Below are 25,190 nucleotides of genomic sequence, written 5' to 3'. Positions count from 1 at the left end.
ACGCGAAAATATAAGCGCCCGGTCGCCAGAACGGGCAGGGGATCCCCAAACCAAAGGAGACGATAAAATGAATCCAACTTCATCCGAGCATTTGAAAGAGAAATGGATATCGACGGAGACGATTTTTGAAGGGAAGATAATCAAGGTTCAATTAGACACGGTCGAGCTGCCTGACGGAACAAAAGGGACACGCGAAATCGTCAGACATCCCGGCGCGGTTGCCGTCCTTGCCGTTCATGAGGGCAAGCTGCTGCTGGTCGACCAGTACCGCCAGGCGATGGGGCGCTGCGAGCTGGAAATTCCGGCGGGCAAGCTGGAGAAGGGGGAAGACCCCATGGAAGCCGCCAAACGCGAGCTTGAGGAAGAGACCGGCTTCCGCTGTGAGAACATCCGTCTGCTCCATTCGTTTTATACCTCCCCGGGTTTTGCCGATGAAATCATTCACCTGTACCTGGCGGAAGGCCTGACGGAGGGCCAAGTGTCGCCGGATGAAGATGAGTTCCTGGAAATTTACAAGGTTACGCTTGGGGAAGCCAAACAATTGATTGCTGAAGGCCGGATCGCGGACGCCAAAACACTTCTCGCCGTTTACCTGTGGCAGTTTGGCGCTGCGGGCGGAGCGGGCGAACGCTGATGGTACAAGAGCTTAAGCCGTTTTATGCGGATATGCATATTCATATCGGCCGCACGAACGGAGGACGTCCGGTCAAAATTTCCGGCAGCCGGGATTTGACGTTTGCGGGAATCGCGAGGGAAGCGGCGGAGCGGAAAGGCATTCAGCTTGTTGGCATTATCGACTGCCAGGCCCCCGGCGTGCAGGAGGACATCCAGGCCAGTCTGGCCAGCGGTGAAATGGAAGAGCTGGAGGGCGGAGGCATCCGTTATAGGGATACGACCCTTCTGCTGGGGAGCGAAATTGAAATCAGGGAGCCTGGACAAGGCGCCGCACATGTGCTTGTTTATTTGCCGCATCTGGAAGATATGATCTCTTTCAGCGAATGGTTGTCCAGACGCATGAAAAATATCACCCTGAGCACCCAGCGGCTCCACGCCCCGGCACAAAGCCTCCAAAAGGAGGTGTTTCACAGGGGCGGCATTCTGATTCCGGCCCATATTTTTACGCCGCATAAAAGCATTTACGGCAGTGCGGCTGACCGCATGGCGGACGTGCTGGACCTGTCGCTGATTGATGCCGTTGAGCTGGGGCTTAGCGCGGACTCGGAAATGGCCGGATGGATCAGCGAACTGGACGAGTTTACTTACCTGACCAATTCCGACGCTCATTCGCTCGGCAAAATCGGGCGGGAATACAACCAGCTGCTGATGCAGCGTCCGACTTTTAAAGAATTCAGGAAGGTGATCCGCCGGGAGGAGGGCAGGCAGGTGCTGGCCAATTACGGCCTGAATCCCCGCCTTGGCAAATACCACCGGACTTTCTGCGGCAGCTGCGGCGAAGTGGTGGACGAGCCGCTGGATGCGGTTCTTCGCTGTCCATATTGCGGCAGTCCCAAAATCGTCCGCGGCGTGCTCGATCGGATCCGTTCGATCGCCGACCGTGAAACGCCTTATTTGCCTGATTTCCGGCCGCCTTATCATTATCAGGTTCCGCTCGAGTTTATTCCGGGACTCGGCAAACGTAAGCTGGACGCGCTTATTGCCGCGTTCGGCAATGAAATGAATATTTTACACCGCATTCCTGAAGAAGAACTTGCAGCTGTTGCCGGCAGCGGGCCGGCGGAAATCATTGCGGAAGCCCGTGCAGGCAAGCTTCTGCTTCAGTCGGGCGGTGGAGGAACCTACGGCAAGGTGATCAGGACGCGGGAATAACCTAACTGCCCTAATCAGCACTGAAACGCTGCCAGCCCAGCAAAAAGGCGAATGGCCGGGCGTTAGGCGTTTGTTTTTCCAGCCGCAAAGTCACCTTTCTCCTAAACTTGGTCTACCTTTTCTTTCCCTCTCATAACCTTTTACTAGCAGAGTGTGGACAAAAGGAGGAGAAGGCAGATGTTTCAACTGATCTCTCGTACATTAAAGGACCAGACGCCGCTGTACGCCTTCGTTGCAGTGCTGCTGCTGATGGGCGTGGTGTTCGGCGCTTTGATGGTCAATGCGCTGACCCTGGACCAGCAGCAGGATATTTCCCGTTATTTGGGCAACTTTTTCGTCAATATCGATCCGACTTCCGTAGACGGCAAAACTTCTTTCTGGCCTATTGCCCTTCTGCAGCTGAAGTGGGTCGGTTTGATCTGGCTGTTTGGTTTGTCGGTGATCGGACTGCCCGGCATCCTGATTCTTGATTTTCTGAAAGGGGTTTTGATCGGGTTTACGGTCGGATGCATGGTCGGCCAATTCAGCTGGAAAGGGCTGGTGCTGGCCCTAGTTTCGGTTGCGCCGCATAATTTGATCGTGATTCCGGTTCTGCTGGTCAGCAGCGTGGCGGCGGTCAAATTCTCCGTCGGCATCATACGCAGCCGGGTGTTTCTGAGCCGGCCCGGCGGGATCACCGAACCCTTTCTTTCTTATACGGGCTTGATCGTTTCGATGTCGGTCATTCTGCTTGGCGTAGCCTGCTTCGAGACCTGGGTATCCCCGGTGATGATGAGCTGGGTATCCCCTATGCTTGGACAGGTTTAATCCCTCGCCCAAACATGCAAAATGTTTGACTTATCGCGTTATATCCCCCTATAATGAAAAGAGCGATCACTAAAAACATAGGTTCGGCTTTTCCGAGGGGGAGGGGTAATATGGAAGCACGGATCGACAAAATTAAACAGCAGCTGCAATCCCACGGATACAAGCTGACACCCCAGAGGGAAGCCACAGTTAGGGTTTTGCTGGAGAACGAGGAAGATCATCTGAGTGCCGAGGATGTCTTTATGCTGGTCAAGGACAAAGCGCCGGAAATCGGCCTGGCTACCGTGTACCGTACCCTTGAACTGCTCAGCGAACTTCATGTTGTGGAGAAAATCAACTTCGGTGACGGGGTAGCCCGCTACGACCTGCGTACGGACACTTCGAAACATCACCATCACCATTTGATATGCGTGCAATGCGGAGCCATGGATGAGATTCGGGAAGACTGGCTGGGGCCATTGGAAGAACGGCTGGAACGTGAATTCAACTTCACGGTGCTGGATCACCGTCTTGATTTCCACGGCATTTGTTATCGATGCAAGGCTAAAGAGAAGGATAAGCAGAACAACGACAACGACGGCAATTCATCCCAATCTTCATAATGGATAGCTGAAGCTCCAAGCTCTCACGGTTAAGGCCGGGAGGGCTTTTTTGACTCAATAGGTTTTGATCCCGGAAACTTTGAACCACCGTTTGCCTGACTCTCCTTCATACATAATCGTTCCGGACTGCTTGTATACTCTAATACAGCCTTTTCTATCAGGGAAGGGTAAATTGGGGTAAGAAAGAGGGAGAACATGGTCATATCCATTCGGAAATGGTTTCGGGCAGCGCGGTTCATCCTTATATTCTTTATGCTTGTATATGTATTCAGCAAACTGTTCGGCATTTTTGAACATTGGCTGAATCCGGCGGATCCTTACCGTTATCCCGAAGGCTCCGCGGTGAAAGCCGGCAGCATGCCGGTTCAGCAGCAAGAGCAGGAAGATATGCTGGAACGGCTGAAACTATTTTATAGGCTCGGGGAATAGGAAGCCTGAATGAGAGGAGCTAGGCACCGATGGAGGAACAGATCAAGGCGTTTATAAAGGATCTTGAGGAACGCAAGGGACTAACGGAAGCAACGTTGTCTTCTTACCGGCGGGATTTGGAGCAGTTTGCCGGCTATCTGGCGGAGCGGGGCATTGATCAACCTGAATCGGTAACGAGGACGGTTTTGTCGCTTTATTTTTCCGGGCTCAAAGAGCAGGGGAAAGCCTCGTCCACCGTCACGAGGGCTTCCGTCTCGCTGCGGGCTTTTTTTAAGCATCTGTTGAGGGAATCGCTGATCCGCCAGGATCCGTTTCTCCATCTGGAATCGCCTAAGGCTGTCCGAAAAACGCCTGCCCCCTTGTCGCTGCAGGAAACGATGGCGCTGCTCGACATGCCGGATACATCGGCGCTGCTGGGTCAGCGCGACAAAGCCATGCTGGAGCTGCTGTATGCGACGGGAATCCGCGTGTCGGAGCTGATCTGCCTGAATGTAAGCGATGTGGATACCCGGTTGCGGTTTGTCCGCTGCGCCGAAGGGACGAGCCATGAACGGATCGTTCCGTTTGCCGCCAGCACCGGGGAATGGCTGGAACGTTATTTGAAGGACACCAGGCCGGCGTTGCTGCAGGAGCCGGATGAAACGGCGTTGTTTCCGAACCGGCTGGGCGGTAGGATTACACGCCAGGGCTTTTGGAAGACGATCAAGAAATACGGACAAGCCGCCGGCATTCAGGCTGAAATTACGCCCCATACGCTGAGATCGTCATTCGCCTCCCATTTGCTGAATGGGGGGGCTGACCTGAGAACGGTTCAGGAGCTTATGGGACATACGGACATTTCTTCCACCCAGGCTTACCTCAACCGGTCAGGCACGAATATCAAAGCCGTTTATGACAAGTTCCATCCCCGTGCCGCGGGAGCCCAGGCGCAGCCGGAAGGCTGAATGGTTTGCCATCCGGCAGGGATAACTATAGCTAGATAATCGTATTTTGTATCCACCAGAAGGAGTGACGCAAGATGAGTCAAGAACATCAACCCCGTTTCAGAAAAATATCCGTGATCGTCATGGACAGCGTAGGCATTGGCGAATTGCCCGACGCCCCGAATTTCGGGGATGCCGGAGCGCATACGCTGGGTCATATTTTAAGCACCCACCCGGAAACACAGCTGCCTAATCTGGCCAAGCTCGGACTGGGCAACATTGCGCCGATTCCTCCGGTTGAACCCGCGGCTGAACCGCTGGGCTACTATGGTAAAATGGCCGAGGTTTCCGCAGGAAAAGACACGATGACCGGCCACTGGGAGCTGATGGGCCTGAAAATCGAAACCCCGTTCCAGACTTATCCGGACGGCTTCCCGCGCGATCTGATGGCCCGGTTCGAGCAGGAAACCGGTCGTAAGACGATCGGGAACAAACCGGCTTCCGGAACGGAAATTTTGGACGAGCTGGGCGAAGAGCATATGCGCACGGGCGCATTCATCGTTTATACTTCGGCGGACAGCGTATTTCAGATTGCCGCGCACGAAGAAGTGATTCCGCTTGAGGAGCTTTACCGCGCGTGCGAGATTGCCCGCCGGCTTACGCTTGAGCCGGAGCATACCGTGGGCCGCGTTATCGCGCGTCCGTTCGTCGGATCTCCGGGCAGCTGGAAACGTACGCCGAACCGTCACGATTACGCGGTAAGCCCGCCTGAACCTACCGTGCTGAACGGGTTGAAAAACGCCGGTTACGAGGTGGTTTCCGTCGGCAAAATCAATGACATCTTCTCCGGAGAAGGCATCAACCGTTCCTATCCGACGAAAAGCAACGAGCACGGCATCGAAGAAACGCTCAAGCTGCTGCCTGAGCCGTTTACGGGCATGATTTTTACGAACCTGGTCGATTTTGATTCACTGTACGGACACCGCCGCGATCCCAAAGGATATGCGGGTGCCCTTGAAGTGTTCGACCGCGCGCTGCCGGAGCTGATGGCCGCCACCGGCGAGCAGGATTTGCTTATCATTACGGCCGACCACGGCAATGATCCGATCCATGCCGGGACGGACCATACCCGGGAATATGTGCCGGTGCTGATTTTCGGTCCATCCTTAAAGAAAAACGGCACGATCGGCGTTCGCGCCACCTATTCCGACCTGGCCGCCACGATTGCCGACAACTTTGGCATTCAGGGAACCGGCCTTGGCGAAAGCTTTTTGAAAGAGTTGCAATAATCGCAGCAGAACAGGAGAGAAACTTTAATATGTTCACTTTGAATCAAGGCATGGTGCAGGAAGCCTGCGTTTATATTCGCAAAGAAACCGACCGCGTTCCGGAGCTTGGGCTGATTTTGGGCTCGGGTCTTGGCGTGTTGGCGGATTACATTGAAGATGCAGTAACCATTCAGTACGAAAACATCCCGCATTTCCCGCGCTCCACGGTCGAAGGCCATGCCGGAGAGCTGATGATCGGGACGGTCGGCGGCGTCAACGTCGTGCTGATGAAAGGCCGTTTCCATATGTACGAAGGTTATGGTCCGGAAATGACGGCGTTCCCGGTTCGCGTCATGAAGGAGCTTGGCGTGACCAAGCTGCTTGTGACTAACGCGGCGGGAGGCGTGAACACGTCCTACCAGCCTGGCGATCTGATGCTGATCTCCGACCACTTAAACCTGACCGGACGCAATCCGCTGATCGGGGCGAACGACGCGGCGTTTGGGCCGCGGTTCCCGGACATGTCCGAAGCTTACAGCCGCCGCCTGCGCGGTCTGGCGAAGACGGTAGCCGAAGAGAAGGGATTCCCGCTGCAGGAAGGCGTTTATGCCGGCCTGCTTGGCCCTAACTATGAAACGCCTGCCGAAATCCGGATGCTTCGCACGCTTGGGGCTGACGCCGTAGGCATGTCGACGGTTTCGGAAGTGATCGTAGCCCGTCATACGGGCATCGAAGTGCTCGGAATTTCCTGCATCAGCAACATGGCTGCGGGCATTTTGGACCAGCCGTTGTCCCATAACGAAGTGATGGAAACGACGGAAATGGTCAAAGAAAAGTTCCTCGGACTCGTGCTTGCCGTTATCCCGAAAATGTAATGCTATAAAACAGGCACAAGCCGTGCCGGTTAACGTCTTCTTGAAGGCGGAACCGGCACGGCTTTTTTTGTTTCCGTACATGCCAAACAAGGAATAATTTCCAGCCTTTCGGCGAATACTAGGTTAGAAGAATGAGAGTTGCCAATTTTAAAGGAGGAGTACCCTTGAAGAAAAGGTTGTTAATCAGTATGCTTGCGTTCTGCCTGTTCGCAGGAATGGCGCTCCCTGGCAGCGCGGCTCCCGCCGGATCGCCGACCCAGGATCCCGCAACGGCCGGATTGGGCGCCAATGCCGCTTCCGCCGTTTTGATGGATGCCGATACGGGCACGATTATTTATGAGAAGGACAGCCATAAAAAACTTCCCCCGGCCAGCATTACAAAAGTCATGACGATGCTGTTGGCGGCCGAAGCTTTGGATAAAGGCACTTTAAAGCTGACGGATAAGGTAAAAACGAGCGAAAACGCCGCTTCCATGGGCGGATCGCAAATTTTCCTCGAGCCCGGGGAAGAGATGACGGTCGACGATATGCTGAAGGGCATCGCGATGGCTTCGGGGAACGACGCTTCCGTTGCGCTTGCGGAGCATATCGGCGGGACCGAAGCCGGATTCGTCAAAATGATGAACGATAAAGCCCAGGAGCTGGGGATGAAGGACACCCATTTTGTGAATCCGAACGGTCTTCCGACGGCTGACCATTACTCCTCCGCTTATGACATTGCCATCATGAGCCGGGAACTGCTGAAGCACGATTATATCACTAAATATACCGGCGCTTATCAGGATTACTTGCGCAAGGACAGCCCAAAACCATTTTGGCTGGTGAACACCAATAAGCTGGTCCGTTTCTACAGCGGCGCCGACGGCTTAAAGACGGGTTACACATCGGAAGCCAGGTTTTGTCTGACCGCTACGGCCAAACGGGATGGACTTCGGCTAATTGCTGTCGTATTGGGCGAACCGAATACCAAAACGCGGAATGCCGAGGTTTCCTCCATGTTTGACTATGCATTCTCCCAATATGCCATGCAGCCGCTGTTCAAAAGCGGCGAAGTGATCGGGCGGGTGAAGGTGACCAAAGGGGAACAAGCCGTGATGGATATCCCTGCCGACAAGTCCTACAACATCCTCGTGAAAAAAGGGGCCTCCCCGGAAGGCATTACGCACAAGGTCGTCGTTCCGGATTCGATCAAAGCGCCGGTGAAAGCTGGACAGCCTGTCGGTAAGCTGGTGGTTTACCAAGGGGACAAGGTGCTGAAGGAATTCCAGCTGACCGCACCGTCGGATATCAAGAAGGCCGGCTGGTGGAAGCTGTTTAAACGTACGACGGCCCGCCTGTTTTTTGTAGATTGATCGGAGTTTTCTTCTAGTTTTGTCGGAGGGCAGGAATGCCCTTTCGCCTTGTAGAAATGAGTGTTCATGACAGGGAGGAGAGTGAACAGACATGAAGGTGAATGTGGAATTGGAACAACGCAGGGATACGCTGATCGTCAGGCTGAGCGGTGAATTGGATCACCATGCCGCCGACGGCGTCCGTCTGCAGCTTGATGAGGAAATCGCCCGCGGAAGATGCCGGCATCTCGTGCTCAGCCTGGAGTCCCTTCAGTTCATGGATAGCTCCGGTCTTGGCGTTATTCTAGGCCGATACAAGCTGATCAAACATAAGGGCGGCCAAATGGCCGTATGCCACGTGAATGCACCGGTTTACCGGCTGTTTGAAATGTCCGGCTTGTTTAAAATCATGCCGATTTACGCCACAGAAGAAGAAGCTCTTACGGAACTGGAGGTTGCGCTATGAGCGAAAGCGGCCGTAATTTTATGAAGCTGCAGTTTGCCGCCAAGTCTGAAAACGAATCCTTTGCCCGGGTAACCGTAGCTGCGTTTGTGTCCCAGCTCGATCCAACCATGGAGGAAATTACCGACCTTAAGACCGTTGTATCCGAAGCGGTGACCAACTGCATCATTCATGGATACGACAGTGATCCGAACGGCGTAATTACGATAACGGGAGAAATCGAAGAGGACACGATTCTGCTGACGATCGAAGACCAAGGACGTGGGATCGAGGATCTGGAACTGGCCCAGCAGCCTCTGTACACATCCAAGCCGGAGCTGGAGCGTTCAGGGATGGGATTTACCATCATGGAGAACTTTATGGACGAATTTGGCGTCACCAGCGAAACGGGAAAGGGTACCATGATCCGGATGAAGAAAAGGATCGAATCCAAGAAAGCTTTGTATAACTAAGGTGATGCTCTATGGATGCTGATGTGAAGCAAACGCCGAGGGAATATCTGGACGACTCCGAAGTGAAAAGACTGATCGCCCTGAGCCAGTCAGGCGACAGCCTGGCGCGCGATACGCTGGTGAACTGCAATATACGTCTTGTCTGGTCCGTAGTGCAGCGGTTTATGAACCGCGGCTATGAGCCGGAAGACTTATTCCAGATCGGCTGTATCGGGCTGCTGAAATCCGTAGACAAATTCGACCTCAGCTATGACGTGAAGTTTTCCACCTATGCGGTTCCGATGATCATCGGGGAGATTCAGCGTTTTCTGAGGGATGACGGGACGCTGAAGGTGAGCCGTTCCCTTAAGGAAATGGCCAACAAGGTCCGGAAAAAGAAAGATGAGCTTTCCAAAACGCTTGGCCGCCTGCCTACCATCAAAGAAGTGGCCCAGGAGCTTGGCGTATCCCCTGAGGACGTCGTTTTTGCCCAGGAAGCGAACAAACCGCCGACCTCCATTCACGAAACCGTCTTTGAGAACGAAGGCGACCCGATCACCCTGATCGACCAGATCGCCGACGACTCCCAAGAGCGCTGGTTTGACAAGCTGGCGCTGCATGAAGCGCTGGACGGACTTACCGAAAGGGAAAGGCTGATTGTTTACCTGAGGTATTACCGGGACCAGACCCAATCGGAGGTAGCCAGCAGGCTGGGGATTTCACAGGTTCAGGTTTCAAGGCTGGAGAAAAAGATTCTCCAGAGCATCAGGGATCAGATTGCGCAATAAAATAGCTTTCCATCAAGAGCTTGACGGCCGCAGCGCCGCTTGGGAACGGAATTTCCGAACCCGGGCGGCGCTGCTTTTTTTTGCTGGAGGAACTTATCGGTTTGAGTAAAGGAAGCGAAGGCTTGGCATACTAGGGACAATTAGGCAGGCAAGGGGTGAGGATGTTTGGATCCAGCGAAGGAGACGGGATTGGTCTATATCAGGCTGAGGAAACATGTCAAGCTGATGAACGGCACGCGGATTGCTCTGGGGGACATTGCTCAAATTCTGGCGCCGGCGTCCTGCGAGGAGGAACTGAAGCAGCTGGTCGTGAAACAGCCGGTCCAACAAGACGGCAACCGGATCGTCATCGATATGATGCAGGTGATCAAAGTAATCCGGGAGGTTTTTCCGGCGCTTACGATGGAGTATATCGGGGAACCGCATACACTGGTGGAAGTGATGGGCCGCGAAAAAAGGCCGTCAATCGTGCTTTTTGTTGTGGTATGGCTGCTGCTTTTTTTCGGCTCCATGCTGACGATCATGAACTTCCATGCGGATGTAAGCATGCCTGAGGTGATCGTGCATATCGTCGAGATGATTACCGGCCGGCATGACGACCATCCTTATTTGTTTCAGACCACTTATTCCCTTGGCATCGGCCTGGGCATGATCATCTTTTTTAATCACCTGTTCCGCAAAAAATGGAATGAAGAACCCACGCCGCTTGAAGTGGAGATGTTCCTTTACCAGGAAAACATGGACCACTACGTGATTACGGAAGAATACAAAAAAATCCATCGCAAAGAAACCAAGGAAGGGGATGCCACGTAATGGTGCCGAACATCGTTCAGACGGTTTGTCTTGCTTTTCTTGGATTGGCCGGCGGGACGGCCGTGGGGGCCGGCGTGGTGGCCCTGTTTGTGGTTCTGGACATCGTCCCCAGGCTGGCGCAGCTTACCCGTACCTTTCCCAGAGTTCACTGGTACGAAGGAGCGATGGTTACAGGATCCTTGTTCGGGACGTTTGCCGATTTCTGGAACTGGAAGTTTTATATTGCCTGGAAGCCGGCGGCCGCGTTGGTCGGGCTTTTTAACGGCATTTTTGTAGGCATGCTGGCGGCGGCTTTAACGGAGGTACTCAATGTGTTGCCTATACTGGCTAAAAGGGTCAGACTGCAGCGGTATCTGTTTTTGCTGCTGCTTGCCATGGTGTTCGGCAAAATCGCCGGTTCTTTTTACGATTGGTTTATTTATCACCCCTAGCGAAATTACACAAGACGAAAAGATGCTGGCAGGAGGGACCAAGCTATGACTGAACGATTTTCTGATACGGATTCATCCAGGCATACGGATCATGGGGAACGCGAATCCGTTCCCGATTTTGACCCGGGCCGTGACAGCTGGGCCGAATTTGGCATCAAGCAGGACGAGCCGGACGAAGAGAAGGTGGATGCCGACAAAAAAGCCAATGAGGCCTCCAATTCCATTAAAGAATCGGTTCTTTATTGGCAGGAAAACGATAAGATCAGCAAAAAGCTGAAAACGACCAGAAAAACGCTGGAGCAGGTCGTCGGGCTGGGCCAAAGCTTTGACGTGGATTACCGCGAAATGTCGTTTGGAGGCAAACGGGCCGCCTTTTTCATGATAACGACGTTTGTGAAGGACAATATCCTTGTTGAAATCATGAAGCGGCTCACTTATTTGACGCCTGAATCGGTAACCGGGAATGCGGTTACGGCGTTTTTTGAAGAATATATTCCTCATATGCAGGTGACGACCACTGAAAAATTGAGCGAATGCATCACCCAGGTCTTGTCCGGCATGTGTGTGCTGTTCCTGGAGGGGGAAGATACCGCGATCCTGATGGATACCCGCTCCTACCCGATGCGGAACCCGGAAGAACCTTCGCTTGAAAGGGTAGTCCGGGGGGCTCGGGATGGTTTCACCGAAACGCTGCTGACCAATGTCAGTTTGGTCCGCCGCCGTTTGCGCGATCCGGGCCTGACCTTTGAAATCATGAAGGTCGGCCGCCGGACGGAGACGGATGTGTCGATTGCCTATATTGATGATATCGTGGATAAGGTCCAGGTTGAAGAGCTGAAGAAAAAGATCAGCAGCGTGGATCTCGAGGGAATTCCCCTTGCGGATAAACAGCTTGAGGAAGCGATCCTCCACAAGGGCTGGAATCCTTACCCTCTGGTTCGTTATTCGGAGCGTCCCGATACGGTTGCTTCCCATCTGCTGGAAGGGCGGGTCGTACTGCTCGTAGATACGTCTCCGAGCGTAATGATCCTCCCGACCACCTTTTTTGATTTATGCCAGCACGCGGAAGAAAACCGGCAGACGGCGTTTATGGGGACTTATTTGAGATGGGTCCGTTTCTTCGGGATTTTGGCGTCCTTGTTCCTGCTGCCGCTTTGGCTGCTGATTGTCGTTCATCCGGAGATCAAACCGCCCGCCCTGTCATTTATCGGGCCCCAGGCCCAGGCGAAAATACCGCTGATCGCCCAATTTCTTATCGTAGAGTTCGGGGTCGACCTCATGCGTATGGCAGCCGTCCATACACCGACGCCGCTCGCATCCGCCATGGGCCTTATCGCCGCGATCCTGGTCGGCGACATCGCCGTGAAGACGGGGCTGTTCGTCAACGAAGTAGTGCTTTACATGGCGGTGGCGGCTATCGGGATGTTCGCCACGCCGAGTTATGAGCTGGGACTCGCCAACCGGCTTGTGCGCCTGGTCCTGCTTGTGTCTGTCGCTATTTTCGGCGTTCCGGGGTTTGTTGTGGGAATCACGCTGTTTATCGTTCTGTTGACCATGCGCCGTTCGTTCAACTCTTCGTACCTGTGGCCATTTATACCATTTAATGCAAAGGCTATGGCTTCAGTTATTCTGCGCATGCCGGTCATGTATGCCAAATCACGCCCGTCCTTCAACAAACCGCGTGACCGCAGCCGGATAGCACAGGAATAGAAGCCGGAAATGGCCTGTACCAAAAGTGTAAATGAAATGTGCAAAAATCCATTTTTCCAAATCGCCATTAACTGATATACTGATTGCAAATCGGAAAATCGGAGGCTGCCTGCATGTATTTACACGGTACCAGCAAAATCAATGCCAAAGGCCATCTTGAGATCGGCGGCTGTGACACAGTAGAACTTAAGGAAAAATACGGGACACCGTTATATATAATGGACGAAGCCCTCATCCGCAAACGTGCCAGAGAATATACAGAGGCTTTTCAGCAGTCGGGTCTTTCTTTCCAGGTGGCATATGCAAGCAAGGCTTTTTGCACCCTGGCGATGTGCCGGCTGGTGGAAGAAGAAGGCATGAGCCTGGATGTGGTGTCGGAGGGCGAGCTGTTTACGGCGCTTAAAGCCGGCTTCCCGGCGCAGCGCATTCATTTTCACGGGAACAACAAAACGCCTGCCGAAATTCAAATGGCCATCAGCGCCCGGATCGGGTGTTTTGTCGCCGACAACTTTGACGAACTGCACCTGCTGAACACGCTGGCCGCTGAAAACGGGGTGAAAGTAAACGTCCTGCTCCGGATTACGCCCGGCGTTGAAGCGCACACGCATGAATATATCTCGACGGGCCAAACCGATTCCAAATTCGGCTTTGACCTGGCGAACGGAGCTGCCTATGAGGCGGTAAAGACGGCAATCGGGTTGCCGCAGCTTCATCTGCTGGGTCTGCATTCCCATATCGGCTCGCAGATTTTCGAGGTGGAAGGGTTCCAGGTTGCCGCAGAACGGGTTTCCGAATTTGCGGTGAAAGTAAAACGTGAGCTCGACTTTGTTTTTAAGGTGATCAATCTTGGCGGAGGTTTCGGCATCCGTTATACTGACGAAGACGCACCGCTTCATGCCTCCGTTTATGTCAAGGCGATTACGGATGCGGTGAAACGGCATTTCTCCGGCGTTTATGACCAGCTTCCCGAGGTGTGGATCGAGCCGGGCCGCAGCATTGTCGGCGATGCCGGGACTACGCTTTATACCCTTGGGTCCAGCAAAAACATTCCGGGGATCCGCAAATACGTATCCGTTGACGGAGGCATGACCGATAACCCTCGTCCGGCTTTGTACGGTTCGAAATACGAAGCCATGCTGGCCAATCGGGCCGGCGAGGCGGCGGCCGAAACCGTTTCGGTTGCCGGGAAAGCCTGCGAAAGCGGCGATATGCTGATCTGGGACCTGGAATTGCCTGAAGTGAAAGCAGGCGACCTGCTGGCCGTAGCTTCAACGGGAGCTTACAACTACTCCATGGCAAGCAATTATAACCGGATTCCGCGCCCGGCGGTGGTATTCGTTAACGAGGGCGAAAGCGATTTGGTCGTAAAACGGGAATCGTTAAACGATATTGTCGCAAATGATGTTATTCCCGAGCGAATCAGCAAACAGCATTCGCTGAAATAAGGAAGAGGGCGGGGGAAACCCGTCTTTTCTTTTGTTTTTTTGAGCTGAAAAGTTTCCAGGAGGCCTCATAAAGCTCTGGTATGCGCTTTTGAGCATTCTCTCGCATTGAGGGTTTGTTTTGCACTCCCTTTCTTTTCATAGTAAACTGGACATGTTGTACATTGAAACATAATCTGGAAGGGGCTTGAACACTAATGGCAAAACAAGCAAAAATCAAACTTGCGAACGGCGGGGAAGTCATTCTTGACCTGTTCGATAAAGACGCTCCAAATACGGTGGCAAACTTTGAAAAACTGGCGAACTCCGGCTTCTACAACGGCCTTGTTTTTCACCGCGTGATTCCGGGTTTCGTAGCCCAAGGCGGCTGCCCGAACGGCACTGGCACCGGCGGACCTGGCTACACGATCAACTGCGAAATCAATCCGAACAAACATGAACGCGGATCGCTGGCTATGGCTCACGCTGGACGCAACACAGGCGGCAGCCAGTTCTACATCTGCTATGAAGCGCAGCCGCATTTGGACGGCCAGCACACGGTATTTGGCAAAGTGGTTAGCGGCATGGACCAAGTGGACGCTTTCCAAGGACGCGACCGTATGGAAACCGTCGAAGTATACGAAGTGTAATAACGGGGATTTAAGGTGAAAAAGAGGCCTGGCATAAATGCTGGGCCTCTTTTTTTTAAAGGTTCGTCGCAAAGGAAATGGCTGCGTTTCTGAAAACCGTGTGAATTTGCATATTGCATTAGCTGACAATAAGTGCTACTATTCAAAACAAGTTAGCAGCCGAAGATTCGAATCCAGGCTGCTAACCTAACAATTTCATATCGTATCCTTCGGGGCAGGGTGAAAATCCCGACCGACGGTGATGGCCGGTCTGATAAGATCAGATCTTGCGCCTCAGTCCGTGACCCGCAATTGTCCGTTTAACTGACGGAAATGCGGCTGAGCCGGTGAAATTCCGGGACCGACAGTATAGTCTGGATGGGAGAAGGAGATACGGAAGCTTGCTGCTTTTTGATAAGCGTTTTGTGCAGGTTTCTTTAATGATCGATGATGAGTCTGAAACGGATAAATCCATTCGTTTTGTTTGGTGACGCCGTAAGACTCGGCTGATGGTTTTCCGGCAGCTTTTTTCCGGGAATTCAGTTGACATCGTTTTATTTGGTATCGTATTAAACTCCTGTTGCCCCGGCCATTGGCCGGGGTTTTTGCATTTTTAAAACTCCGCAGGGTTCGAAATTTTACGTGAAAGGAGCATCAGGACAACATGCAATGGGCACCTACGGGGGACGTGAATCTGCAGCCTGTGAATGACGAATATTATATGTCGCTGGCGCTGGAGATGGCCAGGCATACGCAGGGACAGACGGGCATCAACCCGGTTGTCGGTTCTGTGGTTGTGCGGGATGGGGCGATCGTTGGCATGGGGGCGCATTTAAAACGGGGAGAAGGACATGCCGAGGTGCAGGCGCTGAATATGGCTGGCGATCGCGCGGCGGGTAGCACGGTTTACGTCACCCTGGAGCCCTGCAGCCATTACGGCGCTACGCCGCCATGCAGCAAAAGGCTGATTGAAGCCGGGGTAACCCGTGTGGTGGTGGCCTGTCAGGACCCGAATCCACAGGTTTCAGGCAGAGGCATTTCCATGCTGAGGGAAGCGGGGATTGAAGTAACTGCAGGGATCCTAGAAAAAGAAGCCGTGCAGTTAAACAAAAAATTTATCAAGTTTATTACAACGGGACTTCCTTTTGTCACTTTGAAAACAGCCAGCACGCTGGATGGGAAAATCGCTACGCGAACGGGCGACAGCAAATGGGTCACCGGCGAAGCCGCCCGAAACCTCGTACACACGATGCGTCATCAGCATGCGGCCATTTTGGTCGGGGTAAACACGGTTATCGCAGACAACCCGTCGCTGGATACGCGCCTGGCCGTACCTGGATTGTCGCCGGTTCGCGTCATTGTGGATTCCAAGCTGCGTATTCCCGAGGACGCGAGGGTGCTTGAAGCCGGCGGCCGGGCTCAGGGCGAAACGCTAATCCTGACAACGGAGGCCCATGGGCTACCGGATAAACAGCAGAGGCTCGAAGCCAGGGGAGCCCGTGTTCTAATCTGCGGAGGCGGCGAACGGGTCGATTTGAAATCGGGTCTGGAACAGCTCGCTCAAATCGGCGTTTCTTCCGTGCTTGTAGAAGGCGGGGGAGCAATCAGCGGTTCCTTTCTTGCGGAAAAACTCGCGGATGAAATTCAGCTGTTCCTTGCTCCCAAGCTGATTGGCAGCGGGGGACGCGACAGCTTTGGTTTTGCCGGACCCGACCTGATGAACCAGGCCGTAACCTTAACCGATGTTCAGGTCACTCCGGCAGGCAACGATCTATTGATTACGGGAACACCAAGTTGGGAGGGATAAACCTTGTTCACGGGACTGGTTGAGGAAGTGGGCCGTCTGAAATCCGTAAGCCGGAGCGGCGAAGCGATGCTGCTTGGCATCGAAGCCCACAAAATCATGGAGGACATGGCTCTGGGAGACAGCATCGCGGTCAACGGCGTCTGCCTGACCGTAACCAGCATGAGTACCTCATCTTTTACGGTTGACGTCATGCCTCAAACGTATAAGCACACCAATTTGTCGAAGCTGTCCAGCGGGCAAAAACTGAACCTGGAAAGGGCGATGTCGGCCGGGGGACGATTCGGCGGCCACATCGTTCAGGGACATGTGGACGGAACCGGCATTATTATAAACGTCAAACGGGATTACAATGCGGTGGTATATACGGTTAGGCCGGAACCTGCGGGGCTGCTCAAATACATTGTTGCGCAAGGCTCCATAACGATCGATGGAATAAGCTTGACCGTGGCGGAGCTGGAAAACGAACAATTTTCGGTCTCCATCATTCCGCATACATTGGCCCAAACGGCGCTCGGGACTAAAAAAGCCGGCGATTCGGTGAATCTGGAATGCGACATTCTCGGCAAATACGTGGAACGATTGTTGCTTTTCCAACATCCTTCCGCAGCGGATGCCGGGCAGGGACGTTCAAAAGGGCTGGATTTGAAGGTGCTGGCCGATAACGGATTTATTTGAGGAAAGAGTTAGAGTTAGAAGTTAGAGTTAGAGTTAGGTCAGGATAGGCATTTTGATCTGAAAGGAAAGAAAGGGGGCATCCATATGGAGCAATTCGAACTGGATTCCATAGAAAAAGCGCTTGAGGCTCTCAAGCAGGGCAAGCCGATTATCGTGGTGGACGATGAAGACCGCGAAAACGAAGGCGACCTGGTCGCGCTGGCGGAGATGGCTACGCCTGAAGTGATTAACTTTATGATTACGCAAGCCAGAGGGCTTGTCTGTGTGCCGATTACGCAGGAACGTGCGGATGAGCTGGAGCTCAGTCCCATGGTCGCCCATAATACGGACTACCATGGCACCAATTTTACGGTTTCGGTGGACTACATCGAAACCACGACAGGCATTTCGGCCTATGAGCGTTCCCTGACGGTCAAAGGCCTGATGAACCCGGCAGCCAAACCGGAGGATTTCCGCAAGCCGGGGCATATGTTCCCGCTGATCGCCAAAAAAGGCGGCGTACTCCGCCGGGCCGGACATACGGAAGCGGCGGTGGATCTTGCACTCCTTTGCGGCTCTTATCCGGCAGGCGTCATCTGTGAGATCATCAAAGAAAACGGGGAAATGGCGCGTCTGCCCGAGCTGAAGCAGTTTGCGGAGCAGCATGATCTTAAGCTGATTAGCGTGCGGGACCTAATCCGCTACCGGAACGACCGGGAAAAACTCGTCAACCGGGAGGTCGAAGTCCGCATGCCGACCGATTTCGGCGAATTCCGGGCAGTTGCCTACACGAATGACGTCGACCATAAAGAGCATTTGGCCCTCGTCAAAGGGGAAATTCATCCGGATGAACCGGTTCTTGTCCGCGTTCATTCCGAATGCCTGACCGGCGACGTGTTCCATTCGCACCGTTGCGACTGCGGTCCGCAATTTGCTGCCGCCCTCCGGCAAATCGAGGAGGAAGGCAAAGGAGTGCTGCTGTATATGCGTCAGGAAGGACGCGGCATCGGCCTAATCAACAAACTGAAGGCTTACAAACTTCAGGAGCAGGGACTGGATACGGTTGAAGCCAACCTCAAGCTGGGTTTTCAGGCTGATCTGAGAGAATATGGAATCGGGGCGCAAATCCTCAAGGACCTCGGAGTCAGACAAATCCGCCTGATGACCAACAATCCGCGAAAAATCAAAGGTCTTGAAGGTTACGGACTGGAGGTCGTGGAACGTGTTCCGATCCAGATCAAAGAGAACGAAGACAACACCGCTTATCTGCATACCAAACAAGCCAAACTTGGGCATATGCTGGTTTTTAACGAGGAACGGGAGATAGACGACATCGAGCAGGACGAGCACGAGCAGGGACCCAAAGCTACATTATAAAAAATACTAATTTATGGAGGTTTATCATGGGACAAATTTTTGAAGGCAATCTTGTATCATCCGGACTGAAATACGGCATCGTAGTGGGACGTTTCAACGAGTTCATTACAAGCAAGCTGCTGGGCGGGGCCTTGGACGCCCTGAAGCGCCACGGCGTAACCGATGAAGAGGTCGATGTGGCCTGGGTGCCGGGAGCTTTCGAAATACCGTTTGCGGCGCAGAAGCTGGCGGAAAGCGGCAAATACGATGCCGTTATTACACTTGGAACCGTAATCCGGGGATCCACTACCCATTACGATTACGTTTGCAATGAAGTGGCGAAAGGCGTAGCAGCCATAAGCCTTAAAACTGGGCTGCCGGTCATCTTCGGCGTATTGACCACGGAAAACATTGAGCAGGCCGTGGAGCGGGCCGGTACCAAAGCCGGAAATAAAGGCTGGGATGCTGCAATTGCGGCAATTGAAATGGCAAACTTGACGAATCAGCTAAAATAGTGCTTATTTAATGTAGTGCTTTTCTTCGGAAAGGCGCTACATTTTCTTTTGTACGGGTGGTGGATCATAGAGTGACGGTACTTTACAAGCTGGAGACCTTTGAAGGTCCCCTGGATCTGCTGCTTCACTTGATTGACAAAGCGGAGATTGAAATCGAGGAAATCTCCATTAGCGAAATTACAGACCAATATATGGATTACTTGCATTCCATGCAGGAGCTGGAACTGGAAATCACAAGCGAATTTCTGGTGATGGCGGCAACCCTGCTGTCGATAAAAAGCAAGAAACTTCTCCCCAAGCCTCCCGTCATCGAATGGGAGGACGAATATGATTTGTATGATCAAGAGGAAGAAAATCCGGAAGACGAGCTGATCCGCAAGCTGATCGAGTACCGAAAGTTCAAAGGCATCGCGGAGCTTCTGCACGACAAGGAATGGGAGCGCAGCCTTATTTTTTCCAAAGAGCCTGAAGACTTAACGCCTTTCATGCCTGAAACGGCAGAAAATCCGGTGGAGGGACTTCACGTTTCCGACCTGATCAGCGTTTTTCATAAAGCGCTCCGCAAGGCGGTGAAGCGAAATACGGTCGCGAGGATTCAGCGGGACGAAATCTCCGTGAAGGACCGGATCAGGGAAGTGGTCAGCGTGCTGGAGCTGGCGGGCCGGGGCGGCAGGGTGCTTTTCTCCAAGCTGCTGGACGAAGAGATGTCCCGGCACGAAGTGGTGGTGACGTTTCTCGCGATCCTGGAACTGATGAAGATGAAGCTTATTTTGTGTTACCAGAATCATTTATTTGATGACATTGTGATGGAGTGGAAAGGGGAAAAAGCCGGTAATGGATTTTCCGAAGTTGAAATCGATTATTGAAGGAATGCTCTTCCTGGCCGGTGAGGAAGGGTTGACCGTAAAACAGCTGTGCGAGGTGCTGGATCAGCGCCCTGAAATGATTAAAGAAGTGCTGGCGGAACTGCAATTGGACATGTCCAAGGAAGGACGGGGGCTTCAGCTTTTGGAGATTGCCGGGCATTTTCAGATGGCTACGCTGAAGGACCACGCCCCCTATTTTGAAAAACTGGCCTATTCGCCGTCCAGATCCTCCTTGTCCCAAGCGGCGCTGGAGACGTTGTCGATCATTGCTTACCGCCAGCCGATTACCCGGATCGAGATCGAGGAAATCCGCGGGGTCAAGGCGGAGCGGGCGATCCATACGCTGGTTAACAAGGACCTGATCGAAGAGGTGGGCAGGGCCGAGGCGATCGGACGGCCTATTTTATACGGAACGACTAAAGCCTTCCTTGATTATTTCGGGCTGGCCAGCCTTAAGGATCTGCCGGATCCCGAGCAGTTTGCGGAAGCCGATCCGCTGGAGGATGAAACCCACGATTTGTTCGACCGCATCCGGAACGAACAGCTCACCATTGACGACATGAAGCAGTCTTAGGAAGGACAAGACTTGTCCTTGAAGGCTTTTTAAGAATTGTCAGCTTAAATGCATAAGGTTAAGGTATTTAGCCAGAACGGCCGATAAGGGGTTGCCCTTTCGGCCGTTTTTATTTATACGGACCGGGTTCTCGGCCGCAGGAATGATATGTAAGCCGGCCAGGCATACTAGAAAATGGATTTTTACCAGGGACGGAGGGTGGATATGTGGGTTTGGATCTGGACGGGTTTGCTGGTTCTCGTAGTAGTGGTGCTGCCTCTTGTTATTTTGTTCTCAAAAATCACGATTACGGTCCATGCGAGCAAGCGGAATAAGGATGAGCATATTAAGGCCGAAATAAAAGCCTTGTTTGGTATGGTGCATTTTCATTACGAGGTGCCAAAAATTGTTTTTGACAATCTGAAAAAAGGGTTCAAGGTGCATTCCGCTTCGGGCAGCGACCTGCCGGCTATGGTATCTAGGAAGGAAAACGAGCAGCATATCGGAACGGAGAAAATCCAGCATTGGAAAGAGATGTATCACAAGCTTCTGGAGGCTACAGAAGGTCTGAAGCGCTGGCTCGAAGCCACGCTCAAACATTTGGACGTCCTCAAGCTGGAATGGGCTACGGATTTCTCCATGAAAGAAGCGGACCATACCGCCGTAGCCAGCGGTCTGCTGTGGAGCGTCAAAAATTTTATCATCGGCGGGCTTTCGTTCCGAGTCAACATGAGAAAACCTCCCGAACTTAAGGTAAAGCCAACCTTTGGCGCTGCGCCGCATTTTGAGACCCAAATGGATTGCATAGCGAAAATCGGTCTAGGATATGCTATATATGCTGGACTGACTCTTATTACTCGCGTGCTCAAAGTGAAGGGAGGAACTAAACAATGGCTGAACATCCTATTCAAGGCTTGATGCGCACCGCTATGGAGAACATCAAGGCGATGGTCGATGTAAACACAATTGTCGGAGCTCCGGTGGAAACCAAAGACGGAAGCGTGATTTTGCCAATCAGCCGCGTCGGGTTTGGTTTTGCGGCAGGCGGCAGCGATTTTAATCTGTCGGGCGAACATCAACATGGACATGCTGAAAACAGCGAAATCAACCGTCCGTTTGGCGGCGGCAGCGGCGGCGGCGTTTCCATTAACCCGATTGCGTTTCTAGTTGTCGGCCCTCAAGGCGTAAACGTAGTGCCGCTGGACAACCAGACCCACGTGATGGAGAAAATCATCGACACCGTGCCTGGCGTCATTAACCAGCTGCAACACATGTTTAACGGCACCGTCAATTCAACTATGGTCGTATCCGAAACGCCGACGTTCCAATCGCGCGTCTAACCTGAAATGTGCGGACACCATGGATTTCCCTTCCGAATCGTGGAAGGGTTTTTTTATCTTTGGAGCAAAGATGGACAAACGGGGTCTATCCAGGCCCTCTCTATGCATATATTTACTATTAGAATAACGCTAACAAGACCAATCAGCTAAGGAGTAGGTTATGAAACTTGATTTGAAAAAAATAAGCCGTAAAATACCAGGTCTAGGTTTATCGCTTTTAGCTTGTTTGGGTTTGCTGATGCAGCCTGCAGCGGCCAAGGAGCCGAATGACGGGGGCGGTCTTCCTCAACTCAGCACGCACGCCCAGGCGGCGGCACTGATTGACGTGGAGTCCGGCCGGCTGCTGTACAGCAAGCAGGGGGATGAAAGGCTGCCGATCGCCAGCCTGACAAAAATCATGACCGCCATTGTCGCTATAGAAAACGGCAGCGGTCTGGATAAAAAAGTGAAGGTCAGCGCCAAAGCCTTCGGCAAAGAAGGCTCTTCGATTTATTTGAAGCTGGGCGAAGAAATGACGCTGGAAAACATGCTCTACGGCTTGATGCTGCGTTCGGGAAATGATGCCGCTACGGCCATTGCGGAGCATGTCGGAGGTTCCGAGGAAGGTTTCGTACATTTGATGAACCAGAAAGCGGAAATCATCGGACTTAAGAACTCCCATTTCGTTAATCCGCATGGTCTGGACCATAAGGACCATTATTCCACGGCTAACGATTTGGCCAAGCTTACGGCGTACGCTCTGCACAATCCGGTATTCCGGCAGATCGTTTCCACTAAGCAAAAAAAAGCGCCGAACCCGAACGAGTCCTGGGATTACGATTGGCTGAACAAAAACAAAATGCTTCGGTTTTATGAAGGAGCGGACGGCGTCAAAACCGGTTTTACCAAAATCGCACGACGCTGCCTGGTCAGCTCGGCAACCCGCAATGGTCAGCAGCTGGCGGCCGTTACGCTGAATGACGGGGACGACTGGAACGATCACGCTAAGATGCTGGATTTCGGGTTTCAGCATTTTCCGCTGCACACCTTGATCAAAAAGCAGCAGAACGTTTTGGTCAGCGGGACAACCCTTATAGCGGGCAGGACCTTCCAATATCCGCTTTACTCATCCGAATCACCTGAAATGAGACAGGAAATCAAATTAAACACCGCTTCCGAACCAGGGGCGCCAAAGGGGAAAATCGTGCTGAAGCTGCACGATCAGATTATCGGCAGCGTCCCTTTGTATGAAAACCAAGAAACGACTCAGAAAGAAGCAGAGCAGAAAAAAGGCATTCACCCATAGAAAGTCTGCTGTAAAGGGGAGAGGGGAAACATGGTTAATAAGATTTGGCTCGGCATGCTGCTGATCGGATTTGGTTTTGCAGCCTACAAAGGCGATATCAATGTGATTACCAAAGCGGCCTTTGAAGGAGCCGAAACGGGGGTTACCGTTTGTTTCGGGTTGATCAGCGTGCTGGTCTTCTGGATGGGCGTCATGCGCCTTGCCGAAGATTCGGGACTAGTCGCCAAAATATCGAAGCTTCTTGGACCGGTTGTCCGGTTTCTGTTTCCGGATGTGCCAAAAAACGATCCCGCTATGGGGTACATACTTTCCAACATGAGCGCAAATTTGCTGGGTCTGGGGAACGCGGCAACGCCAATGGGAATCCGTGCCATGCAGGAGCTGCAGCGCCTCAATCCCGACAAAACCACCGCCTCGCCGGCCATGTGCACGCTTCTGGCTTTGAACACGGCCAGCATTACGCTTATTCCGACCACCTTGATCGCGATAAGAAACACCTATCATTCAGCCAATCCTGCCGAAATCGTAGGCAGCACGCTGCTCGCCACGGCTATCGCCACGTTGGCCGCCATCTTTGCGGACCGGTGGTACCGCCGCAGGTCGCCGTATCCGCCGCCGCCGTCCGGCGTCAACAAGCAGCCCCGGGCTCTTTCGGCCCCGGTCGGACGAGGTGAGGGCACTTGAACTGGATTCATCAAATTTCCGCCTGGGCGGTCCCTGTCATGATCGCTTTTATCCCGCTTTATGCGTTCTTCCGCAAGGTTCCGGTGTATGAGACCTTTGTGGAGGGCGCAAAAGGAGGATTCTCGACCGCGATCGGAATCATTCCTCATCTGGTGGGGATGATGGTGGCGATCAGCGTCTTCCGCGCCTCCGGCGCCATGGACTTTCTGATTGGACTAGCTTCGCCGGTGGTGCAGTGGCTGCATATTCCGGCGGAAGTGCTGCCGTTGGGTTTTTTAAGGCCGCTTACCGGCACCGGATCTTTGGCCTTTACTACCGACCTGATCAAAACTTATGGTCCCGATTCCATGATCGGGCGCATTGCCTCCACCATTCAGGGCAGCACGGATACTACGCTGTATGTGCTTACGGTTTATTTCGGGGCGGTGGGGATCCGCAACGGCCGTTATGCGCTTAAGGTCGGATTGTTTTCGGATATCGTAGGTTTTGCCGCCGCCATTTTTGTTTGCTTGCTTATCTTTGGCTGATCTGCTGCAGACGCTCTCCTTGTGAGAGCGTTTTTAGCTTTTCTATTGTGATTTTTTTGTCAACTGGGTATCATGAATGAGAGGTGACTTGAAGATATGGAAAGATTGCAGAAAATTTTGGCTCAAGCGGGAGTGGCCTCGCGCCGCAAATGCGAAGAGCTTATTTTGGCCGGACAGGTGCAGGTCAACGGCGAAACGGTGACCGTGCTCGGGACCAAAGCGGATCCCGCTACGGATACGATTACCGTAGCCGGCAAAAACATAGGGGCGGAACAAAAGCTGTATCTGCTGTTCAATAAACCCAAAGGGGTTATTACGAGCGCCAGCGATCCGCATGGAAGAAAGATTGTCACCGACTATCTGAAAGGGATCAAGGAAAGAGTATACCCGGTCGGACGGCTGGATTACGATACGGAAGGTTTGCTTTTGCTGACGAACGACGGTGAATTCGCCCATCTGCTGACGCATCCGAAACATCATGTGCCCAAGACGTATTTGGCTACGGTGAAGGGGGTCCCGCATGGAACCGAGCTGGACAAGCTCAAGAAAGGGATCATGCTCGATGATGGAATGACGGCTCCGGCTGAAGTCGAATACCATGACGTGGATCCGGACAACAAGCAGGCGACCATCTCCATTACCATTCATGAAGGCAGGAACCGTCAGGTCCGCCGGATGTTTGAAGCCATCGGTCATCCGGTGACGCGGCTCAAACGGATTTCGTTCGGCAACCTGTTTCTGGGAACCCTGAAACGCGGGGTTTACCGTCACCTGACCAAAAATGAAGTCGATAACCTTCGCCAAAGCGCTGTTGTAGGGAGCAAAAAATAGTCCTAAATCGATTTTAGCAGCAGC

General features: G+C 52.9%; 29 protein-coding genes and 1 riboswitch. All 29 genes read left to right on the top strand.

The genetic code is table 11. The features are described 5' to 3' along the window. The first annotated feature begins 67 nt into the window (after nucleotides 1-67). The 29 genes from AC3ZPD_RS05365 to AC3ZPD_RS05225 all read left to right on the top strand — a co-directional run bounded on the left by AC3ZPD_RS05365 (nucleotide 68) and on the right by AC3ZPD_RS05225 (nucleotide 25,166). Complete coding sequence (locus AC3ZPD_RS05365) at nucleotides 68-634, top strand: NUDIX hydrolase (RefSeq protein WP_490983235.1); 567 nt, start codon at nucleotides 68-70, stop codon at nucleotides 632-634. Next, entirely contained in the window at nucleotides 634-1,827 is a 1,194-nt protein-coding gene (locus AC3ZPD_RS05360) for an endonuclease Q family protein (RefSeq protein WP_490983234.1), read from the top strand. Before AC3ZPD_RS05365 ends, AC3ZPD_RS05360 begins: the two co-directional genes overlap by 1 nt. A 177-nt stretch (nucleotides 1,828-2,004) precedes the next feature. Next, the gene (spoIIM, locus tag AC3ZPD_RS05355) at nucleotides 2,005-2,634 is read left to right on the top strand and encodes a stage II sporulation protein M (RefSeq protein ID WP_490983233.1); all 630 of its coding nucleotides are present in this window, start codon (nucleotides 2,005-2,007) and stop codon (nucleotides 2,632-2,634) included. A 110-nt stretch (nucleotides 2,635-2,744) separates the two neighbouring features. Continuing rightward, entirely contained in the window at nucleotides 2,745-3,236 is a 492-nt protein-coding gene (fur, locus tag AC3ZPD_RS05350; RefSeq protein ID WP_490983232.1) for a ferric iron uptake transcriptional regulator, read from the top strand. A gap of 195 nt (nucleotides 3,237-3,431) precedes the next feature. Then, entirely contained in the window at nucleotides 3,432-3,665 is a 234-nt protein-coding gene (locus AC3ZPD_RS05345; RefSeq protein ID WP_490983231.1) for a DUF4227 family protein, read from the top strand. A 29-nt stretch (nucleotides 3,666-3,694) separates the two neighbouring features. Then, nucleotides 3,695-4,609 carry a site-specific tyrosine recombinase gene (locus AC3ZPD_RS05340; RefSeq protein WP_490983230.1) on the top strand — a complete coding sequence of 305 codons (915 nt, stop codon included), beginning with the start codon at nucleotides 3,695-3,697 and terminating at the stop codon, nucleotides 4,607-4,609. A gap of 74 nt (nucleotides 4,610-4,683) precedes the next feature. After that, entirely contained in the window at nucleotides 4,684-5,877 is a 1,194-nt protein-coding gene (locus AC3ZPD_RS05335) for a phosphopentomutase (RefSeq protein ID WP_490983229.1), read from the top strand. Between the two features lie 29 nt (nucleotides 5,878-5,906). Further along, a complete protein-coding gene (locus AC3ZPD_RS05330) occupies nucleotides 5,907-6,731 on the top strand; it encodes a purine-nucleoside phosphorylase (RefSeq protein ID WP_490983228.1) in 825 nt (274 codons plus the stop codon). Between the two features lie 164 nt (nucleotides 6,732-6,895). Continuing rightward, a complete protein-coding gene (locus AC3ZPD_RS05325; RefSeq protein ID WP_490983227.1) occupies nucleotides 6,896-8,083 on the top strand; it encodes a D-alanyl-D-alanine carboxypeptidase family protein in 1,188 nt (395 codons plus the stop codon). Nucleotides 8,084-8,174: 91 nt separating this feature from the next. Continuing rightward, nucleotides 8,175-8,528, top strand: coding sequence for an anti-sigma F factor antagonist (gene spoIIAA, locus AC3ZPD_RS05320; protein WP_490983226.1), 354 nt, complete (start codon nucleotides 8,175-8,177; stop codon nucleotides 8,526-8,528). Further along, complete coding sequence (gene spoIIAB / locus AC3ZPD_RS05315) at nucleotides 8,525-8,977, top strand: anti-sigma F factor (RefSeq protein WP_490983225.1); 453 nt, start codon at nucleotides 8,525-8,527, stop codon at nucleotides 8,975-8,977. Before spoIIAA ends, spoIIAB begins: the two co-directional genes overlap by 4 nt. A gap of 11 nt (nucleotides 8,978-8,988) precedes the next feature. Continuing rightward, complete coding sequence (gene sigF, locus AC3ZPD_RS05310) at nucleotides 8,989-9,744, top strand: RNA polymerase sporulation sigma factor SigF (protein WP_490983224.1); 756 nt, start codon at nucleotides 8,989-8,991, stop codon at nucleotides 9,742-9,744. 165 nt (nucleotides 9,745-9,909) lie between these two features. Beyond that, the gene (locus AC3ZPD_RS05305) at nucleotides 9,910-10,557 is read left to right on the top strand and encodes a stage V sporulation protein AA (protein ID WP_490983223.1); all 648 of its coding nucleotides are present in this window, start codon (nucleotides 9,910-9,912) and stop codon (nucleotides 10,555-10,557) included. Continuing rightward, nucleotides 10,557-10,988 (top strand): stage V sporulation protein AB, encoded by a 432-nt coding sequence (locus tag AC3ZPD_RS05300; protein ID WP_490983222.1) that lies wholly within the window; start codon nucleotides 10,557-10,559, stop codon nucleotides 10,986-10,988. The genes AC3ZPD_RS05305 and AC3ZPD_RS05300 overlap by 1 nt, the downstream gene beginning before the upstream one ends. Nucleotides 10,989-11,033: 45 nt before the next feature. Then, a complete protein-coding gene (locus AC3ZPD_RS05295) occupies nucleotides 11,034-12,698 on the top strand; it encodes a spore germination protein (protein ID WP_490983221.1) in 1,665 nt (554 codons plus the stop codon). Nucleotides 12,699-12,811: 113 nt separating this feature from the next. Beyond that, nucleotides 12,812-14,143 (top strand): diaminopimelate decarboxylase, encoded by a 1,332-nt coding sequence (lysA, locus tag AC3ZPD_RS05290; RefSeq protein ID WP_490983220.1) that lies wholly within the window; start codon nucleotides 12,812-12,814, stop codon nucleotides 14,141-14,143. Between the two features lie 194 nt (nucleotides 14,144-14,337). After that, nucleotides 14,338-14,769 carry a peptidylprolyl isomerase gene (locus AC3ZPD_RS05285; RefSeq protein WP_490983219.1) on the top strand — a complete coding sequence of 144 codons (432 nt, stop codon included), beginning with the start codon at nucleotides 14,338-14,340 and terminating at the stop codon, nucleotides 14,767-14,769. Between the two features lie 201 nt (nucleotides 14,770-14,970). Beyond that, a riboswitch (FMN riboswitch) is annotated at nucleotides 14,971-15,142 on the top strand. A gap of 270 nt (nucleotides 15,143-15,412) precedes the next feature. Continuing rightward, nucleotides 15,413-16,555, top strand: a complete 1,143-nt coding sequence (gene ribD / locus AC3ZPD_RS05280; RefSeq protein ID WP_490983218.1) for a bifunctional diaminohydroxyphosphoribosylaminopyrimidine deaminase/5-amino-6-(5-phosphoribosylamino)uracil reductase RibD — start codon at nucleotides 15,413-15,415, stop codon at nucleotides 16,553-16,555. Nucleotides 16,556-16,558: 3 nt separating this feature from the next. Beyond that, nucleotides 16,559-17,230, top strand: a complete 672-nt coding sequence (locus AC3ZPD_RS05275) for a riboflavin synthase (protein ID WP_490983217.1) — start codon at nucleotides 16,559-16,561, stop codon at nucleotides 17,228-17,230. 84 nt (nucleotides 17,231-17,314) lie between these two features. Next, a complete protein-coding gene (locus AC3ZPD_RS05270) occupies nucleotides 17,315-18,586 on the top strand; it encodes a bifunctional 3,4-dihydroxy-2-butanone-4-phosphate synthase/GTP cyclohydrolase II (RefSeq protein ID WP_490983216.1) in 1,272 nt (423 codons plus the stop codon). A gap of 26 nt (nucleotides 18,587-18,612) precedes the next feature. Next, nucleotides 18,613-19,080 carry a 6,7-dimethyl-8-ribityllumazine synthase gene (ribH, locus tag AC3ZPD_RS05265; RefSeq protein ID WP_490983215.1) on the top strand — a complete coding sequence of 156 codons (468 nt, stop codon included), beginning with the start codon at nucleotides 18,613-18,615 and terminating at the stop codon, nucleotides 19,078-19,080. 71 nt (nucleotides 19,081-19,151) lie between these two features. Continuing rightward, on the top strand, nucleotides 19,152-19,946 hold the full coding sequence (locus tag AC3ZPD_RS05260) for a segregation and condensation protein A (RefSeq protein ID WP_490983214.1): 795 nt from the start codon (nucleotides 19,152-19,154) through the stop codon (nucleotides 19,944-19,946). After that, nucleotides 19,915-20,520 (top strand): SMC-Scp complex subunit ScpB, encoded by a 606-nt coding sequence (scpB, locus tag AC3ZPD_RS05255; RefSeq protein ID WP_490983213.1) that lies wholly within the window; start codon nucleotides 19,915-19,917, stop codon nucleotides 20,518-20,520. The genes AC3ZPD_RS05260 and scpB overlap by 32 nt, the downstream gene beginning before the upstream one ends. 204 nt (nucleotides 20,521-20,724) lie before the next feature. Continuing rightward, complete coding sequence (locus tag AC3ZPD_RS05250) at nucleotides 20,725-21,417, top strand: DUF2953 domain-containing protein (protein WP_490983212.1); 693 nt, start codon at nucleotides 20,725-20,727, stop codon at nucleotides 21,415-21,417. Beyond that, nucleotides 21,390-21,839 (top strand): GerW family sporulation protein, encoded by a 450-nt coding sequence (gene ytfJ / locus AC3ZPD_RS05245; protein ID WP_490983211.1) that lies wholly within the window; start codon nucleotides 21,390-21,392, stop codon nucleotides 21,837-21,839. The genes AC3ZPD_RS05250 and ytfJ overlap by 28 nt, the downstream gene beginning before the upstream one ends. Nucleotides 21,840-22,077: 238 nt before the next feature. After that, nucleotides 22,078-23,124 (top strand): D-alanyl-D-alanine carboxypeptidase family protein, encoded by a 1,047-nt coding sequence (locus tag AC3ZPD_RS05240; protein WP_490983437.1) that lies wholly within the window; start codon nucleotides 22,078-22,080, stop codon nucleotides 23,122-23,124. A gap of 30 nt (nucleotides 23,125-23,154) precedes the next feature. Beyond that, nucleotides 23,155-23,808 (top strand): nucleoside recognition domain-containing protein, encoded by a 654-nt coding sequence (locus tag AC3ZPD_RS05235; RefSeq protein WP_490983210.1) that lies wholly within the window; start codon nucleotides 23,155-23,157, stop codon nucleotides 23,806-23,808. A 38-nt stretch (nucleotides 23,809-23,846) separates the two neighbouring features. Further along, nucleotides 23,847-24,335: a spore maturation protein gene (locus AC3ZPD_RS05230; RefSeq protein ID WP_490983436.1), complete on the top strand. Its 489-nt coding sequence runs from the start codon at nucleotides 23,847-23,849 to the stop codon at nucleotides 24,333-24,335. Between the two features lie 96 nt (nucleotides 24,336-24,431). Continuing rightward, on the top strand, nucleotides 24,432-25,166 hold the full coding sequence (locus tag AC3ZPD_RS05225; protein WP_490983209.1) for a pseudouridine synthase: 735 nt from the start codon (nucleotides 24,432-24,434) through the stop codon (nucleotides 25,164-25,166). The last annotated feature ends 24 nt before the right edge of the window (nucleotides 25,167-25,190 follow it).

Source organism: Paenibacillus mobilis (assembly GCF_058267595.1).
Note: the sequence above shows the minus strand (reverse complement) of the source record. Positions and strands in the feature narration are given on the sequence as shown.